This window comes from Hippea alviniae EP5-r, assembly GCF_000420385.1.
Taxonomy (GTDB): Bacteria; Campylobacterota_A; Desulfurellia; order Desulfurellales; family Hippeaceae; genus Hippea; species Hippea alviniae.
Map to the genome: position 1 here is coordinate 171,720 of NZ_ATUV01000002.1, position 16,043 is coordinate 187,762.

General features: G+C 37.1%; 15 protein-coding genes and 1 tRNA gene. 8 read left to right on the forward strand and 8 right to left on the reverse strand.

Features of this window, described 5'->3' with window-relative positions:
- The first annotated feature begins 38 nt into the window (after nt 1-38).
- Together G415_RS0107565 and G415_RS0107570 are read left to right on the forward strand one after the other, a co-directional pair.
- Entirely contained in the window at nt 39-1,223 is a 1,185-nt protein-coding gene (locus G415_RS0107565; protein WP_022671073.1) for a hypothetical protein, read from the forward strand.
- Nucleotides 1,220-1,774: a DUF1318 domain-containing protein gene (locus G415_RS0107570; protein ID WP_022671074.1), complete on the forward strand. Its 555-nt coding sequence runs from the start codon at nt 1,220-1,222 to the stop codon at nt 1,772-1,774. The genes G415_RS0107565 and G415_RS0107570 overlap by 4 nt, the downstream gene beginning before the upstream one ends.
- Nucleotides 1,775-1,777: 3 nt before the next feature.
- Here G415_RS0107570 and G415_RS0107575 read toward each other — a convergent pair whose 3' ends face one another.
- From G415_RS0107575 to rfaD, 3 genes are all read right to left on the reverse strand, one after another.
- Nucleotides 1,778-2,173 carry a YkvA family protein gene (locus G415_RS0107575; RefSeq protein WP_026939660.1) on the reverse strand — a complete coding sequence of 132 codons (396 nt, stop codon included), beginning with the start codon at nt 2,171-2,173 and terminating at the stop codon, nt 1,778-1,780.
- Nucleotides 2,174-2,187: 14 nt separating this feature from the next.
- Nucleotides 2,188-2,263: transfer RNA gene (locus G415_RS0107580), tRNA-Ala, on the reverse strand.
- Nucleotides 2,264-2,312: 49 nt separating this feature from the next.
- A complete protein-coding gene (rfaD, locus tag G415_RS0107585; RefSeq protein WP_022671075.1) occupies nt 2,313-3,248 on the reverse strand; it encodes an ADP-glyceromanno-heptose 6-epimerase in 936 nt (311 codons plus the stop codon).
- Between the two features lie 54 nt (nt 3,249-3,302).
- On the opposite strand from rfaD, the gene G415_RS0107590 reads away from it, so the two are divergent.
- Nucleotides 3,303-3,875 (forward strand): hypothetical protein, encoded by a 573-nt coding sequence (locus G415_RS0107590; protein WP_022671076.1) that lies wholly within the window; start codon nt 3,303-3,305, stop codon nt 3,873-3,875.
- Nucleotides 3,872-4,327, forward strand: a complete 456-nt coding sequence (dtd, locus tag G415_RS0107595; RefSeq protein ID WP_022671077.1) for a D-aminoacyl-tRNA deacylase — start codon at nt 3,872-3,874, stop codon at nt 4,325-4,327. The genes G415_RS0107590 and dtd overlap by 4 nt, the downstream gene beginning before the upstream one ends.
- On the opposite strand, the gene G415_RS10825 is transcribed toward dtd, so the two are convergent.
- Nucleotides 4,321-6,210 carry a diguanylate cyclase gene (locus G415_RS10825; RefSeq protein ID WP_022671078.1) on the reverse strand — a complete coding sequence of 630 codons (1,890 nt, stop codon included), beginning with the start codon at nt 6,208-6,210 and terminating at the stop codon, nt 4,321-4,323. The two genes, dtd and G415_RS10825, sit on opposite strands and share 7 nt — an antisense overlap.
- A 128-nt stretch (nt 6,211-6,338) precedes the next feature.
- Between G415_RS10825 and G415_RS0107605 the strand changes: the two genes are divergently transcribed.
- Genes G415_RS0107605 through G415_RS0107620 form a run of 4 tightly spaced genes read left to right on the forward strand, consistent with a single transcriptional unit; the run spans nt 6,339 to nt 10,775 of the window.
- A complete protein-coding gene (locus G415_RS0107605) occupies nt 6,339-6,974 on the forward strand; it encodes a 7-carboxy-7-deazaguanine synthase QueE (protein ID WP_022671079.1) in 636 nt (211 codons plus the stop codon).
- A gap of 1 nt (nt 6,975) precedes the next feature.
- The gene (gene queC, locus G415_RS0107610; protein ID WP_022671080.1) at nt 6,976-7,695 is read left to right on the forward strand and encodes a 7-cyano-7-deazaguanine synthase QueC; all 720 of its coding nucleotides are present in this window, start codon (nt 6,976-6,978) and stop codon (nt 7,693-7,695) included.
- A complete protein-coding gene (locus G415_RS0107615) occupies nt 7,673-10,252 on the forward strand; it encodes a CBS domain-containing protein (protein ID WP_022671081.1) in 2,580 nt (859 codons plus the stop codon). Before queC ends, G415_RS0107615 begins: the two co-directional genes overlap by 23 nt.
- On the forward strand, nt 10,233-10,775 hold the full coding sequence (locus G415_RS0107620; RefSeq protein ID WP_033378894.1) for a nucleoside deaminase: 543 nt from the start codon (nt 10,233-10,235) through the stop codon (nt 10,773-10,775). The genes G415_RS0107615 and G415_RS0107620 overlap by 20 nt, the downstream gene beginning before the upstream one ends.
- 31 nt (nt 10,776-10,806) lie before the next feature.
- Here the strand turns inward: G415_RS0107620 and G415_RS0107625 are convergent, their stop codons facing one another.
- From G415_RS0107625 to G415_RS0107640, 4 genes are all read right to left on the reverse strand, one after another.
- Entirely contained in the window at nt 10,807-12,081 is a 1,275-nt protein-coding gene (locus G415_RS0107625) for a TRAP transporter large permease (protein WP_022671082.1), read from the reverse strand.
- Complete coding sequence (locus tag G415_RS0107630) at nt 12,078-12,629, reverse strand: TRAP transporter small permease (protein ID WP_022671083.1); 552 nt, start codon at nt 12,627-12,629, stop codon at nt 12,078-12,080. Before G415_RS0107630 ends, G415_RS0107625 begins: the two co-directional genes overlap by 4 nt.
- 74 nt (nt 12,630-12,703) lie before the next feature.
- Nucleotides 12,704-13,705, reverse strand: a complete 1,002-nt coding sequence (locus G415_RS0107635; RefSeq protein ID WP_022671084.1) for a TRAP transporter substrate-binding protein — start codon at nt 13,703-13,705, stop codon at nt 12,704-12,706.
- Nucleotides 13,706-13,730: 25 nt separating this feature from the next.
- Nucleotides 13,731-16,034 carry an NADP-dependent malic enzyme gene (locus G415_RS0107640; protein ID WP_022671085.1) on the reverse strand — a complete coding sequence of 768 codons (2,304 nt, stop codon included), beginning with the start codon at nt 16,032-16,034 and terminating at the stop codon, nt 13,731-13,733.
- Nucleotides 16,035-16,043 lie beyond the last annotated feature (9 nt).

Here is a 16,043-nt window from a genome sequence, read left to right on the forward strand (position 1 = left end):
TAATCAAAGGCGATGCGATTATTTATGAAAATTATTACATGGACTTCTCTGCATATCCAACAACATCAACTATTTACATAGACAAAAAAAGAGCTCTTATAGAAATAGGAAATATTGGCACAGTCGATATAAACAAAAACCCAAAAGGAACAACTGTAAAAATAGAGTCAGATAATTTAACAGCAGCGAAGAATTTTATTATCTCTGCGACAGAAAACGAGTTTTTAAATAACTTGAGTTTCAAAGGCAAACAGAAAGCCCTAATTCTTCTCAACATTAAAAACAGTAAACAATTTAAAGCCTTCTTAAATGTAGAAATCTCAACATTAAAATACAGAAACATCGAAGCAGAAGAGATAAAAATAAACACAGCCGTTGCATTAAACGAGAAACTAAAGCACAAAGGATATATAAAGATTAAAGAGATTAAGACAGGCAAATTAAATTCAGAAATAGACATTCAAACAACAACAGACAATAGCGTTTTAAAGCTGAAAGTGAATATAAAAAGCAATAAAGTAAAAATAGAGCCCTTTTATTTAACCTTAAACCTTGCAAAAAGAGAGATAGAAAGCTCAAAAATAAAGGCTTATGCAAACACAGACATAGCCAAGGCATCGGCAAATCTAAAGATTAGCGGAACAGAGAAACTCATAAACATATTGGGTAATATGACAGTAAGAATTTTTGACGGCTATCTAAAAATAGAAAACATAAAGCTAATCTTAGGAAAACTGCCCATACTCGCCTGTGATATAACTTTTAGACACATAAATCTTAAAAAACTTACAGACATGACCGACTTTGGAAGGGTAACGGGATTTGTTGAAGGATATGTTAAAGATTTAAAGCTTGTGAATTTCAAAAATCCGCTTGAGTTTGAAATGCTCGTTAAGACAGAGAATGTAAAAGGTGTGAGCAAAAGAATATCTTTGAAGGCAGTAAACAGTATATCGAAGGTCGGTGGTGGTATTGCAAGTGTCGCCATACCGTTTTTCAAAAACTTCGCCTATTCAAGCATAGGCTTTAGGGCAACACTCAAGAACAATATCTTCTCTTTACATGGACTTTACAAAGAAGGCAATAAAGAATATATTGTAAAGAAGGGTTTTTTGGTTGGTGTTAGTGTAATCAATATGAATTCAAACAACAAAATAGAGTGGAATGACTTTTTAAACAGGATAAAAAGAGTAATGAAAAAGAAAGGAGGTGTAAAAGAATGAGAAAAGCAAAATTTTTATGGGTGTTTGCAACACTACTGTTGTATGCTTGTGTAACGGTTAACATCTACTTCCCTGCCCAGGAAGTAAAAAAGAAAGCAAAGGAGATTGTCAACGAGATAAGAAGCGAAAAAGCCAACCAACGGCAGAACATCCAGCCACAATCCCTCTTCTTTAAGATTATCATTCCAAGGGCCTATGCTGGTGATGTTTTAAACACAACAAACGCCACGATAAATGCAATAAAACAGCGTATGAAGGCAAGATACTCCCAGATGAAGCCATTTTATCAGAAAGGATATTTAGGTGAAACGCTTAACGGATTCCTAAAGATTTACAAGCAACCAGCTTCTCTGAAGGATAGATTAAAGCTAAAGAAATTGGTCAATGCTGAAAATAGCGACAGAAACATGCTCTATAAAGAAGTTGCTAAAGCTCTGCATATACCAGCTTCACAGATAGACAGAGTCAGACGCATATTTGCAAAACAGTGGCAAGACACAGCACCAAAGGGCACCTATATCCAGACTGCAACAGGATGGATAAGAAAGTAATGCTTATAAGCCATAGTCGGAAGGGTTTAGCCCTTTGGCTATGGCGTACTCTCTTAAATCGTCTCTAATGAATTTAAGAGCAACACCAACAGCTACAGCATCGTCAAGATAGCCAACACCCGGCAAAAAATCAGGGATTATATCAAACGGGTTAATCAGATAAAGAAGAAGCAAGACAACCGCAAGAACAGTTCTCCGCGGAAGTGTGCACTCCTTATGGAAATAGCACTCTATCATCTGATAAGCCAACTTCAACTGCAAAAGACTATTCAACGCAAACTGACCCGGATTTTCTGCTATCTCTTCTACTCTCTTCTTTGCATCAGTTAAAAAAGCTTCAATGTCCAGCTCTTTTACCTTTTCAACCAAAGCAAAAGCTTTCTCTATCTTCTCTTTCATTGCTATTCTCCTTTTGGTGGAGCTGAGGGGGCTCGAACCCCCGACCTCCACGCTGCCAGCGTGGCGCTCTCCCAGCTGAGCTACAGCCCCTTATTCTTTTGGGAATGTATATTAAAATTTACTGTTATTGTCAACAAAATCAAACCCAGACACCATCACTCTCTTTTAAAACCTTCACATAAGCTCTAACACCATCTTCAAGAGAGATAAACTCATCCTTATATCCAGCTTTTCTTAGGTTTTTTAAGTCTGCACATGTGTATGTCTGATACTTTTTCTTGAGCTCTTCGGGAAACTCAATATACTCAATTCTCACATTTGAATAGAGCTGACTCATTATTTGTGCTATTTTTAAAAAACTCTCTGCTTTACCTGTTCCCACATTGAATATGCCACTCTTTGAAGGATTCTCCATAAAGAAAAGGTTTACTTTAACCACATCATCAACGAATATGAAATCTCTTTTGAAGTTTTCACTGCCTTCAAATAGCTTCACAGTCTCATCATAGAGTATCTGGTTGTGAAAATGATAGACAACTGACGCCATCTTACCCTTATGGTGTTCATTTGGCCCATAAACATTGAAATATCTCAAACCTACAATCTGAGCCGCCTTATCAAAACCCACCCTTCTTACATAGTTATCGAACATAAACTTTGAAAAGGCATACACATTTAAAGGATACTCGTTTTCTCTTTTCTCTTCGAATCCATTTTTACCAAGCCCATAGACTGAAGCACTCGATGCGTATATAAACCTTATCTTTTTGTCTGTTGCGTAATGAAGAAGGGCTTTTGAGTAATCGTAATTGTTTTTTATCATGTATTTGCCGTTTCCCTCAAGTGTATCAGAGCATGCACCCTGATGAAATATAAGCTCAATATCAAACTCGTTTAGCCTTTCTAAAAACTCTTCCTTATCGACAAAATCTACGAATTTAAGTGGGTTGAGATTTAAATGCTTTGCAGAGTTGGTTAAATTATCAACAATCAGTATATCATCTATGCCCTTCTCGTTAAGCCCTTTTACAATATTGCTCCCTATAAAACCAGCACCACCTGTTACAACTATCATGACATCCCCCAAAATTTTTTTGATTACAGCTAAGGAAAAGTATATAAAATAGGTATGTTTAAGTTCAAGTGTATCAGCTCCTACTGTGTCGATATGGGCAATAAGCTCTTCGTAAAGGCAATTAAAGAAGATGGTAATGTCGATTTACTGATATACGGCAGACATACAGACATAGATACGCTCGTATTAATGGAAGTTGAAGGCAAGATAAAAAACACAAACAAACCGTATCTTGTGGTTGATTCGGTAAACATAATAGACAGGTTTGAGAAGATAAGAGAGTCGTTCTCAAAACTATCCGTAGGTATGCTATTTTTGGAGATATCATACAGGGCAAACTGCTGCTTCAATTTACTGATAAGATGCTTAAACAAGCTTAAAGAGTGGGATAGCTTACTATCCCTTGTCTGCTTTTTGTATCTATTTTTAGAAGAGAATGGAGTGATGGACAGAAGCATATTCACACCAGAACAGATAGAGATGATTAACGAACTAACACAAGAGAAACCCAAAATACCAAAAACTAACGAAAAAATGATATTAAACAGCTTAAAAAACACCCTAATAAAAGAGATTCAAAACTATTTAGGAAGAGAACTAAACAGCTTAAAACTCCTTAAACTATGAGAGCAGTAATTCAGCGGGTAAAAAAAGCATATGTTGAAGTCGATGGCAAAATCACAGGCAGTATAGAAAAAGGGCTGCTTGTTCTTTTGTGCGTGTGTGAAGATGATACAGAAGAAGATATAAAATACATGGCAAAAAAAATAATCAACATGAGAATATTCTCCGACGAAAACGGCAAATTCAATCTATCGTTAAAAGATGTAGGCGGAAAACTTCTTGTTATAAGCCAATTTACACTTGCAGCCGATACAAAGAAAGGCAACAGGCCTTCATACTTCTATGCAGCAAAACCGGAAAAAGCAAAACAATTTTACGAAAAATTCAACGAGATATGCAAAAAAGAGCATGATATCGAAGTCCAAACCGGTATCTTTGCGGCCCACATGGATGTGCATCTAATAAACGACGGGCCTGTTACGATTTACATAGACTCAAAAGTCAACCGTCAATAATTCTCTTCTGTCCACATAGACGGCTCAAATCTTACAACCCTGTTGCGGCCACTCTGTTTTGCCTTATACATAGCAACATCGCTGAATTTTATACATTGCCACAGATTCTTTGAATCTTCTGGGAATATGGAAACACCAATGCTTAATGTTTTCTTCAGTATATTACCCTGAACAACAATTTCTGTCCTTTCCACTTCAGACCTTATACGTTCTGCAACATCTAAAGCCATCTCGTCATCAACATCGTTGAGTAGAATTAAAAACTCTTCTCCGCCAAACCTTATAGCTAAATCGGATTCTCTTATGGACTTCGTTATAGCCTTTACAACGCCTTTTAGCACTTCATCGCCAACATTGTGTCCATACACATCGTTAACTTGTTTGAAGAAATCTATATCACACATGAGTATTCCAGCATTGGTATTCCTTCTTTTTACCCCTGCTGCAAATGTCTGAGCAAACTCATCAAGGAATCTTCTGTTATAAAGACCCGTTAATGGGTCTCTCATCGTTGACTCTTTAAGCTGACTCAACAGTCTTTTTGCTTCTATAACAGGTGCCGCTTCTTTTAAGAAGACTTTAAGCCTTTTAACCTTAGTGCAGAGTTCATCATTTTTCTCCTTATCGTCAAACACAAGCTGAACAACACTACCGACGCTCCCGCCGACCATCAAAGGAAGACAGATATGATTCTTCTCCTTTGAATAAAGAAAGCTTAAGCAAACTTCTTTTTCCAAGAACGAGTTGACTTCTTTTGCTGTTCTTGCGGCCCTACAAAGAGTGCAGTCTATAAGCATATCCTGCTTACACATCATCTTCTCATCGCCATATACGCTAATCTGTTTCATTGCATTCTTGCTGTTGTTAACTTCAAATATGTTAAACTGCTTTATGCCAAACTCATCTTTTATAAGGTCGAATATTCTCTTATAAACGGCATTAACATCCAAATCATCTTCAATTGTCTTCTTAAAGAGCAACAATTTATAACTCTCATCTACAAACCTGTTAAAATTTTCAACCAGAACACCAAGTTCGTCTGAGCCTTTATAGGGAAGTTTTAACTCTGGCGATATCTCTTCTTCAACAAGCTTCTTTGATAATTCACCCATTCTTCTTAAATGACTTGTAATCGTTGATACAATAATCATAAACACAACGGCAGCTATAACAGTTATACCTGCTCCCATAAGAACACTATTTAAGGTGGTAATCAACATGTCTTTTTCTTTTCTTATCTTGTAATCCTTTACAACCCTATCTATGTCATCAAGATAAAAACCGCTTCCTACAACCCATCTCCATGGATAAAAATACCCAACATACGATATTTTTGGATAACAGACCTTACTATCTTCTCCGAGCTTTGGCCAGCAGTAACTGACAAAACCCCCACCTTGAGCTTTTATAATCCTTGCCATCTCTCTGAATACATAAACACCATTTTTATCCTTAAAATCCCAAACGCTTTTGCCGTTTAAGGAAGGTTTCGGCGGGTCAAGTATCATTATGCCATCAAGCGTATTTATCCAAACATAATCATAATTTGATATATTCTTACCAACATTATACCTGATTGAATTTACGAATTCTATCGCTTTTCTTTTTGCTACATCTTCACTATACTCACCTTTTTTAAATGATTCATAATATTTTTCTATTCCATCTATGGCTATGTTTACAATACTTCTTACCGTATCTTTCTGACTATTTATAAGTCTTGCTTTATATATTTCCGCTTCTCTATTTATAGACCTTATATTAACAAGAACATAATACGAGTACCCTACCATACCGATAAGAGCTATAGAGACAAGATATGCGCCTATAATTTTAAAACGTATGCTCCGAGAAAAAAACCACCTCTTAAACTCGTCAAACATACACCTATTCCTTTGGTTCTTTTTTGTTTCCCAACATAAAATATAATTTTGTTATTGTCAATAAAAAATTAAAAGAAACAACAAAAACACCTTGTAATAAGTTGTGTTTTTTTCTATAAACAATCTCTGTGAAAGCAAAGGTCAGTGAGATTTTCTTCTCCATCCAAGGAGAAGGTAAATTTATAGGCCTAAAAGCGGCATTTATAAGGCTATGCGGATGTAATTTAAACTGCTACTTCTGTGATACAAAGTATGCCATCAACTGCACCGATGAGTTTACAGACGAAGAGATACACTCTCAAATCCTGCAATTCAAAACAGAAAATGTTATATTTACGGGTGGTGAGCCCACACTTCAAGATGAGTTCATAGCATACTTCATAAAAAAACACCAAAATTATAGATTCCTTCTTGAGACAAACGGCACCATATTTCCACAAAAAAGTATAGAGTTACTCGAGCATATCGTTGTAAGTCCCAAAATGTTTGCGCTAAATACAACCGTTCTGTTTAAGATAAAAAAGAGAGCAAAAAGCGTCGAGTTTAAGTTTGTAGTTGAAGAAAACTTCGAAGAAGAGATAGAACTTGCAAAAAAACTCAACCTAAAAGAGATAACGCTTCAACCTATCTGGTTTAAAGACACTCTAAACTCATATCTTGAAAAGACAAGAAAAATCATAGAAAAAGCAAAACAGTATGATATAAATGTTCGAGTCATTCCGCAGTTGCATAAAATTTTATACGGAAACAAGAAGGGGGTATAAAATGAAAAAAGCAATCGTAATTTACTCTGGTGGTCTTGATTCAACCACATGTCTATTTTGGGCATTAGATGAGTTTGATGAAGTGCACACAATCACATTTTACTATGCACAAAGACACTCCATAGAAATAGATTACTCAAAAAAAACACTAAAAATCGCAGAAGAGATTAAGAAAAAAAGGGTATTTGCTCACTATTTCGACATAGATTTATCCCAGATTGGCGGCAGTGCCCTAACAGATAAATTAATAGAAGTGCCAAAAAACAGAAGTGAAAAAGAGATAGAAAACGGCATACCGATAACCTATGTACCTTTTAGAAACGGTGTATTTTTATCCATAACGGCAGCAATGGCTGAAAGGTTTGAGATTGAAAACATCGTGGGTGGCTGGAATATGCTTGACTATTCTGGATATCCAGATTGCAGAGATGAATTTTTAAATACATTTGAAAAGGCAATAAACTTAGGCACAAAGGCAGGTAGCGAAGGTAAAAGATTTAAAATCTTAACGCCACTTATAAGAATGAAAAAGTCAGAGATAATCCTATTTGGAAAAGAGCATGATGCAGACTATTCATACTCCTATTCCTGCTATAGCGGAGATAAGACACCTTGTGGTGAATGCGATGCGTGTATTCTAAGGGCAAAGGGATTTAAAGAAGCTGGCTTAGAAGATGATTTTTTGGTAAGATTAAAGCGTGAAGGTCATAACAGCACATAAAAACCCAGATTTTGATGCAATAGCAAGTTGTGTAGCGGCAAAAAAACTGTATCCTGACGCAACTATATTCTTTCCAAAAATTCAGCACAAATCAAAGAAGCAGTTTCTTTTGCAATCCTTAATATACCCATTCATGGAAGACAAAGAGTTTGAGCCAGATAAAGTTGATACGCTTATTGTTGTTGATACACACTCATCTAAACGCATAGAACCACAGTTTGCTCAACTTGTAGGCAGTGTGAAAATAATCTGCTACGACCATCACAAAGATGGAGACTTAAAGTGCAATGAGAGTTATTTTGTCAATTACGGTGCAAACACAACCCAGCTTGTCGAAAAGATAATAGAAAAAAACATTGAAATAGACGAAGAAGAAGCAACACTATTCATGCTCGGCATATACGCAGATACAGGCAGGCTAACATTCACATCAACGACGCCAAACAACATAAGAGCTGCCGCTTTTCTACTCGAAAAGGGTGCAGATTTAGAAACCGTCAAGAGCCTTCTTGAAGAAGCTTTAACGGAGACAGAAATAATTATCCTAAACGAACTTGTTAGAAACAAAAGAATTTACGAGATACATAACAAAAAAATTTTACTTTCGTTTGCATCACTCGACGAATATACATCCAATGTTGCAGGTGTTGTTTCAAAAATAATGAGCATAGACAACACAAACGCAGCGATCTGCATATTTAGAATGGGAACAACGACCTATGTTATAGGCAGATCAAACGACCTAGAAATTGATGTATCAAAAATGCTGAAAGAAATCGGTGGTGGCGGACATCCACAGGCTGCAAGTGCTACAATCAAAAATGCAACACTTATCGAGATAACAGAAAGACTAAGCCAGATAATAAAATTAGAGTTAATGGAAAAAATAAAAGCAAAAGATATAATGAGTTTCCCACCCAAATATGTTTATACAGATGATACATTAGGGAAAGTGAACGAGATATTATCAAAAAGCGGCATGAACGCTTTAGTTGTTGTCGATAGAAAAACCGACAAAGTAGAAGGCATAATAACAAGACAGATAGTAAACAAAGCTATATATCACCACATGGAGAATGAACCAATTGACCTTGTAATGAATACCGAAATAAAAACCGTTGATGAAGAGACGAGTTTTAATGTTGTAAAAGAGATAGTGCTCGATGAGAAACAGAGACTCATACCTGTTCTAAAAGACGGCAAATTGACAGGCGTTATAACGCGCACAAATATCTTAAAGTTTTTAAGCGAGAGCATAAATAGAGAAAAGCCACTGCAGCTTCAAAATATCTCATCAAAGATAAAAAACATACTCCCACCCAATGTCTTAAACTGGCTTACAAAGATTGGTATGTTCTCAAAAACGCTTGGATTTAACAGCTATTTGGTTGGTGGTATTGTTAGAGACATAATAATGGGAGAAGAGAATCTTGATGTTGACATAGTAATAGAAGGTGATGGCATAGCATTTGCCAAAGAGTTTGCAAAAAAATACTCATGCAAGATAGCAACACACGAACGCTTTAAAACTGCAACAATAATAACACCCGATAATTTAAAAATTGATATAGCAACGGCAAGGGAAGAGTATTATGCTCTGCCAGGTGCTTTGCCCGTTGTCGAAAAAAGCTCAATAAAATTAGATTTATACAGAAGGGATTTTACCATAAACGCTTTAGCCGTAAAACTTCATGATGAATTCGGAGAGCTGCTTGACTTTTTTGGCGGGTTAAACGACATCAAAAACGGAAAAATCAGGGTATTACACATGCTAAGCTTCATAGACGACCCAACAAGAATGTATAGAGCTGTAAGGTTTGCCGCCCGCTTCGGTTTTGAGATAGGCAAACAGACAGATAGGCTAATAAAAACAGCCGTTGACTTGGGCGTAGTCAAAAGAGTTGAAAGAATTAGGATATTCCACGAGATAGTGCATATTCTAAATAATAACAATGTTAGAGAGAGCTTCGAAATGTTAAAAAGCTATAGGCTAATAAGGGCTTTGGATAAAAGGTTTATAATCGATGAAAGAATCTTAAATTATTTGGAAGAGACAGAAGAGATTGTAAAGGGCTGCTCGCTTTTTTGTAAAGATAAAAACATTAAAAGAGAGCGAGTGTTCTTGAGTGTGCTTGAATATCTATTTAGAAGAACTGGAAGTTTTTGCGAGATTATAGGAGCAGATGAGTCAACATTTGAACAGATAAAAAAGATCACAAGCAAACTACCACAGGCAAATGGTATAATAAAGAAAAACGATGTTGACAATTTACAGATTTACAACGCTTTATCGTCTATGCCACTTGAAGGTGTTTTGGCACTGTATGTTCTTTCTAACAATAAAGACAGAGTGCTTCTCTACTTAGAAGATTTAATGCACAGAAAACCACTAATAAAAGGCAAAGACCTTATAGATCTTGGGTTTAAACCATCTAAAATATTTTCTGAGATTATCCAAGATGTATTCAACAGACAGCTTTTAGGTGAGATAAAAGATAAAATTCAAGCAATAGAGTATGTAAAGAAGAAGTATAAAAATGAGAGAGATAATAATTAAACTTCCAAATTGGCTGAATAAAGAGTGCAAACAGAAAACCTTTTCAAACGATAAAGAGAAAATGGAGTTTGTGATAAACCTTACAAAAATAAATGTTGAAAACGGTGGTGGGCCATTTGGAGCAGCTATCTTTTCAAAAACAGGCAAGCTTATATCCTGCGGCGTCAATCTGGTTTTGCAAAATAGACTATCTGTTTTACATGCAGAGATAGTGGCATTTTTAACGGCTCAGACTAAATTAAACACATACGACTTATCCAAAATTGGGGATTTTGAGCTTTTCTCATCGTCCGAACCGTGTGCCATGTGTCTTGGTGCGTGTTTATGGAGCGGAGTAAAACGAGTTGTGTTTGGAGCAGAGTCTTCTTATGCAAGAGAAATAGGTTTTGATGAAGGACCTGTATTTAATGAGTCTTGGGAATATTTAAAGAGAAAAGGCATAAAGGTAGAAGGCAGTCTTCTTAAAGAAAAAGCGATTGAAATTTTGCACCTTTACAAAAACAGAAACGGCATAATTTACTAAAAAGGGCAGGTTTCCCCGCCCTATAGCAATTTTAGAAAATCTTAAAGATTATAAGAGAAAGTTGTGGTATGTATGTTGCAAGCAAAAGACCTACAAGATAAGTTAAAAACCACGGTATAGATGTTTTTGTTATATACTCTATACTCTTTCCCGTTATACCCATAGCAACAAATAGGTTCAAACCAACCGGTGGCGTTATCTCTCCTAATCCCATATTTATTGTGTAAATTATACCCAGCTGGATAGGGTTTATTCCCAAATGCATAGCTACAGGGAAAAACAAAGGTGCAGTAACCATGACTATACTCGACGGTTCCATAAAAGCGCCAAATATGATTAAAAGAACATTAATACCTGCAAGGAACATTATTTTGCTAACATGGGCCTGAATTATCATGTCAGAAAGTTGTTGTGGTATCTGTTCAATAGTTAGAAAATACGCAAAAAGCATAGCATTTGCAATAATAAATAAAATCATTGCACTTGTTGCCGAAGCTTTAAGTATGACTTTGGGAACATCGTTCCATGTCATATCCCTGTAAACAAACTTGGCTATAAAAAAGGCGTAAACAGCAGAAACGGCAGCGGCTTCTGTTGGCGTAAACATACCGGAATAAATACCGCCGATTATAATAACTATAAGCATTAAAGCCCAAAAACTATCAACAAACGCCTTAAACCTCTCTTTTGCTGAAGCTTTTTGGCCTTTTTTAAATCCGGCTCTCCTTGCCATAAAATAAGTAAGAGCCATCAACATACCGGCTATAACTATGCCCGGTATGACACCGGCTAAAAACAAATCACCTATGGACTGGTCAACCGTTACACCGTAAACTATCAACACGATAGACGGTGGAATTAGAATACCCAAAGAACCTGCCGTGGTTATTGAACCTATCGCAAATACATCGGAATAACCGGCTTCCCTAATTGCAGGTATCATAATTGAACCAATAGCAGCAACAGTCGCAGGACCTGAACCGCTAACAGCTGCAAAAATGGCACATGCCATAATGGATGTCATGGTCAAACCACCCGGAAGATGTCCAACCATAGTATGAGCAAAGTTTATTATCCTTTTAGCAGTTCCACCTTCAGATAAAAAAGCACCAGCTAAAACGAAAAACGGTATTGCCATTAAGGCAAACTTATCAAGAGCCGTAAAAAGTTTCTGGGCAATAGAAAGCATAGGAAGACCTGCTATAGTGTAGATAGCAACAGTTGCTGTCATACCCAAAGCTACAGCTATAGGAACATCTATAGCTATTAGAAAAAATAAAATGCCCGCTACTATCAAAATTGTCACTCTATCAAGCCCTCCTTCTCTTTTTCTTCAAGTTCGGCATCTATCCCCATCTTTTTAAGCTCAGATGCGGGCGTCAAAATAATATCGACTATCTTAACAAAAACTCTCCAGGTTGCCGTTATCATGGTAATAGGAACAACAAGATAAATAATCCAGAAAGGTATCTGAAGATCTATCGAAACCTGACCTGTCATGTAGTCAAATTTTACAAGTTGAACTCCCAAATAAGCAAGCATAACAAGGAAAAATAAAACTATAAGCCTCGAAAGAATAGTAACCGCCTTACACAACTTTGCCGGCAAAGCTTTGACAAGGGCATTGAAGGACATATGCATATCAACTTCAAAGCCATAACTGGCACCAAAAAGTGTCATCCATATAAATAGATAGGTAGTCAACTCACCCGCCCATACTATGCTTGCATTAAACACATACCTTGCTACAACATTAACAAAAGCAAGTATAGTAGCGGAAGACGCCAAGATAACCATCAATGTTTTATCTACAGCACCCAAAACCCTATCTATCTTTTCAAGCGTCTCTCTCATACTAAATCTCCAATGATAAAGTATCTTAAAAAAGAAAAAGGGAAGGCTGGCCAGCCTTCCCTTGAAAAGGTATTTTATTTAATTCCCTGCTGCTCTTTTATAGCTTCTTCTATCAAGTCTTTTCCTATAACTTTGTAGAACTTCGGATAAATCTTAACGAGCGTTTTTCTCCATATCTCTCTCTGAGCAGGAGTGAGAACTACATCTTTAACTTTCGGGTCTTTAAGAACTAAAGCTCTCTGCTTCTTTGCAAGCTCTTCAGCTAATTTTCTCTCATAAGCCGTAGCATCTCTTACGCAGCCTTCAAGAATCTTCCTGATTTTTGGCGGCAAACTATCCCAGAACTTTGCGTTCGTAACGAGAACATAACCTAAATATCCATGATATGTCTCCGTTGTATAAGGAGCAACTTCATAGAATTTCTTTGTGTAAAGGTTAGACCATGGATTCTCACAACCGTCAACAACGCCCTGTTCTAAAGCAGAATAAACTTCAGAGAAAGGCAAAACCTGTGGGCTTGCACCCAAAGCCTTAAACTGAGCTTCTAAAACCCTTGAAGACATAATTCTAAACTTCAAACCCTTGCAGTCCTTAGGAAGAACGATAGGATGCTTGTTGTTTGAAAGAACTTTAAACCCATTATCCCAATAAGCTAAACCAAGCAGACCCTTTCTTCTGAATAGGTTAAGAATTTTCTTGCCCACAGGACCATCCATAACCTTGTGCAATCCTTCAGAGTTTTTAAACAAGAAAGGTAGGTCAAATAACTGAATCTCAGGAATCCATCCTGTAAACTTAGCCGTTGCAGGGCATGCCATTTGGATAGCACCCATCTGCAAAGCCTCTATCGCTGCTCTATCATCATAGAGCATAGCGTTTGGGTAAACCTTTACGATAACCTTGCCGTGAGTCCTTTCCTTGACTATTTTTGCAAAATACTCAGCTGCTTTACCCTTAGGTGTGTCTACTGCAACAACATGGCTGAATTTAATGATGATAGGTTTAGCAAATGAAGAAACAACAAAAACCAATGAAACAAGTAAAACCATTACGGCTTGCAAGAGCCCCCTTCTCATAAAACACCTCCCATAAAAAATTTTCTTACTTACAACCCTTTCTCTGAGCATCAAATGAAGCTATCGCTATCATATCTTCTATCATCTGAGATGTTGAACCCATTTCAAGAACATGAGCAGACTGTTTTAAACCCACAAGGATAGGGCCTATAGGATAAGCACCACCCATCTTGTATAACAGTTTGTATGCTATGTTTGCAGCATCAAGGTCTGGGAATACAAGAACATTCACATCTTTATTGACAAGGTCGCTAAATGAGTAGAATTTGTCTATCAAATCCTTATCAACTGCCACATTGGCTTGAATCTCACCGTCAATAATTATTTCTGGATGCCTTTGCTTTACTATCTCAACAGCCTTTCTAACCTTTGTCGCATCTTCCTGATTATTGCTGCCAAAGTTCGAGAACGAGAGCATAGCAACCACGGCTTTGTCATCAGTTAAATCTTCATAGAAGCATGCAGCTTCTTTTGCTATAATCGCAAGCTCTTCACTTGTCGGGTCAACATTTATTGTCGTATCAGCAAAAACATAAATCTTGTTCTTGATTATCATAACATACAAACCCGCAACAACGCTGTCCTGTTCTTTATCAAGCACGGTAAGGACAGGTCTTATACCAGCTGGATAGTTGTAGGTTTCACCTATAATCATAGAATCGGCGTCTCCGCTTTTCACCATCATAGCAGCAAAATAATTTGGTCTATGCTCCATAATGTAAGATGCTTCTCTGCGTGTTAGCCCTTTTCTTTTTCTCTCTTGATAGAGCATTTCGGCATATTTTTCTGTCTTCTCATAATACAATGGATCTATAAACTCAATCTTATCAAGCAAACTCTCTTTTAGTCCAAGCTCTTTTATTTTCTTTGCAACATCGTCTTTTGTAAAACTTCGAGCACCTATAAATATTGGCTTTACGATACCTTCTTCCAAAGCATCCTGAACTGCTCGTAAAATATTTGCATCTGTTGTTTCTGTAAATACAACCCTTTTTGGATCTGATTTTGCTTTATTGTAAATGTATCTTGTTACAGCCTTTGTTTTATCCAGTCTCTCTTTTAGGCTTTCTTTGTACTTTTCTATATCGAACTCATCTTCATCAATTTGAGCAACACCAGACTTTATAGCTGCTTCTGCAACAGCTGGTGCAACATAGAACAAGACTCTTGGGTCAAAAGGTTTCGGTAGGATATACTCAGGTCCAAACTTAAGATTTTCAACACCGTATGCCTTCAAAACACTCTCTGGCACATCTTCCTTTGCAAGCTGAGCCAGAGCTTTAGCTGCCGCCATCATCATCTCATCGTTAATCTGCGTTGCAAATGTATCGAGAGCACCTCTAAACAAAAATGGGAACGCTAAAACATTGTTTATCTGGTTAGGGTAATCACTTCTTCCTGTTCCCATTATAACATTTGGATTAGCCCTTTTTGCAGCTTCGTATGTTATTTCTGGGTCTGGATTTGCCATAGCAAAAATAATTGGCGGGTCAGCCATCTTTTTAACCATCTCTTCCGTAAGGATATTAGCTTTCGAAACCCCAACGAATATATCGGCACCTTCTATCGCTTCTTCAAGTGTTCTGGCCGATGTATCAGCAGCAAAAAACTCTTTATATTTATTCATCCTTTCAGTTCTGCCTTTATAAATAACACCTAAGGAGTCAAGCATTATAATGTTCTCTCTTTTCAGTCCAAGAGTCATGTAAAACTTTGCACAAGCAATACCAGCAGCACCCGCTCCAACAACAACGAGCTTGCATTTAGATATATCTTTACCCGTTATCTCCAATGCATTAAGTAAAGCTGCACCGCTTATAACGGCTGTTCCGTGTTGGTCGTCGTGAAACACAGGTATCTTCATGCGCTTCTTTAACTCATCTTCTATATAAAAACATTCAGGAGCTTTTATATCTTCCAAATTTATACCGCCAAAGGTTGGCTCTAAAGCAGCAACTATTTCTATAACCTTATCAGGGTCTGTCTCGTTTATTTCTATATCAAACACATCAATATCGGCAAAGTTTTTAAACAGATTGCCCTTACCTTCCATAACAGGTTTACTTGCAAGGGCACCTATATTACCCAAACCCAAAACAGCCGTTCCATTGGATACAACAGCAACAAGATTGCTCTTTGATGTGTATCTGTAGGCAGCCTTTGGGTTTTCTGCTATAACTTCACACACTTCAGCAACACCGGGTGTATAAGCTAAAGATAAGTCGTTCTGAGTCTGAAGTGGCTTTGTGGGCTTTACCTCTATTTTTCCGGGCCTTCCGCCCCTTGAATGATACTCCAAAGCCAACTCTCTAAGCTTGGAATGCTCCATTCACTAACC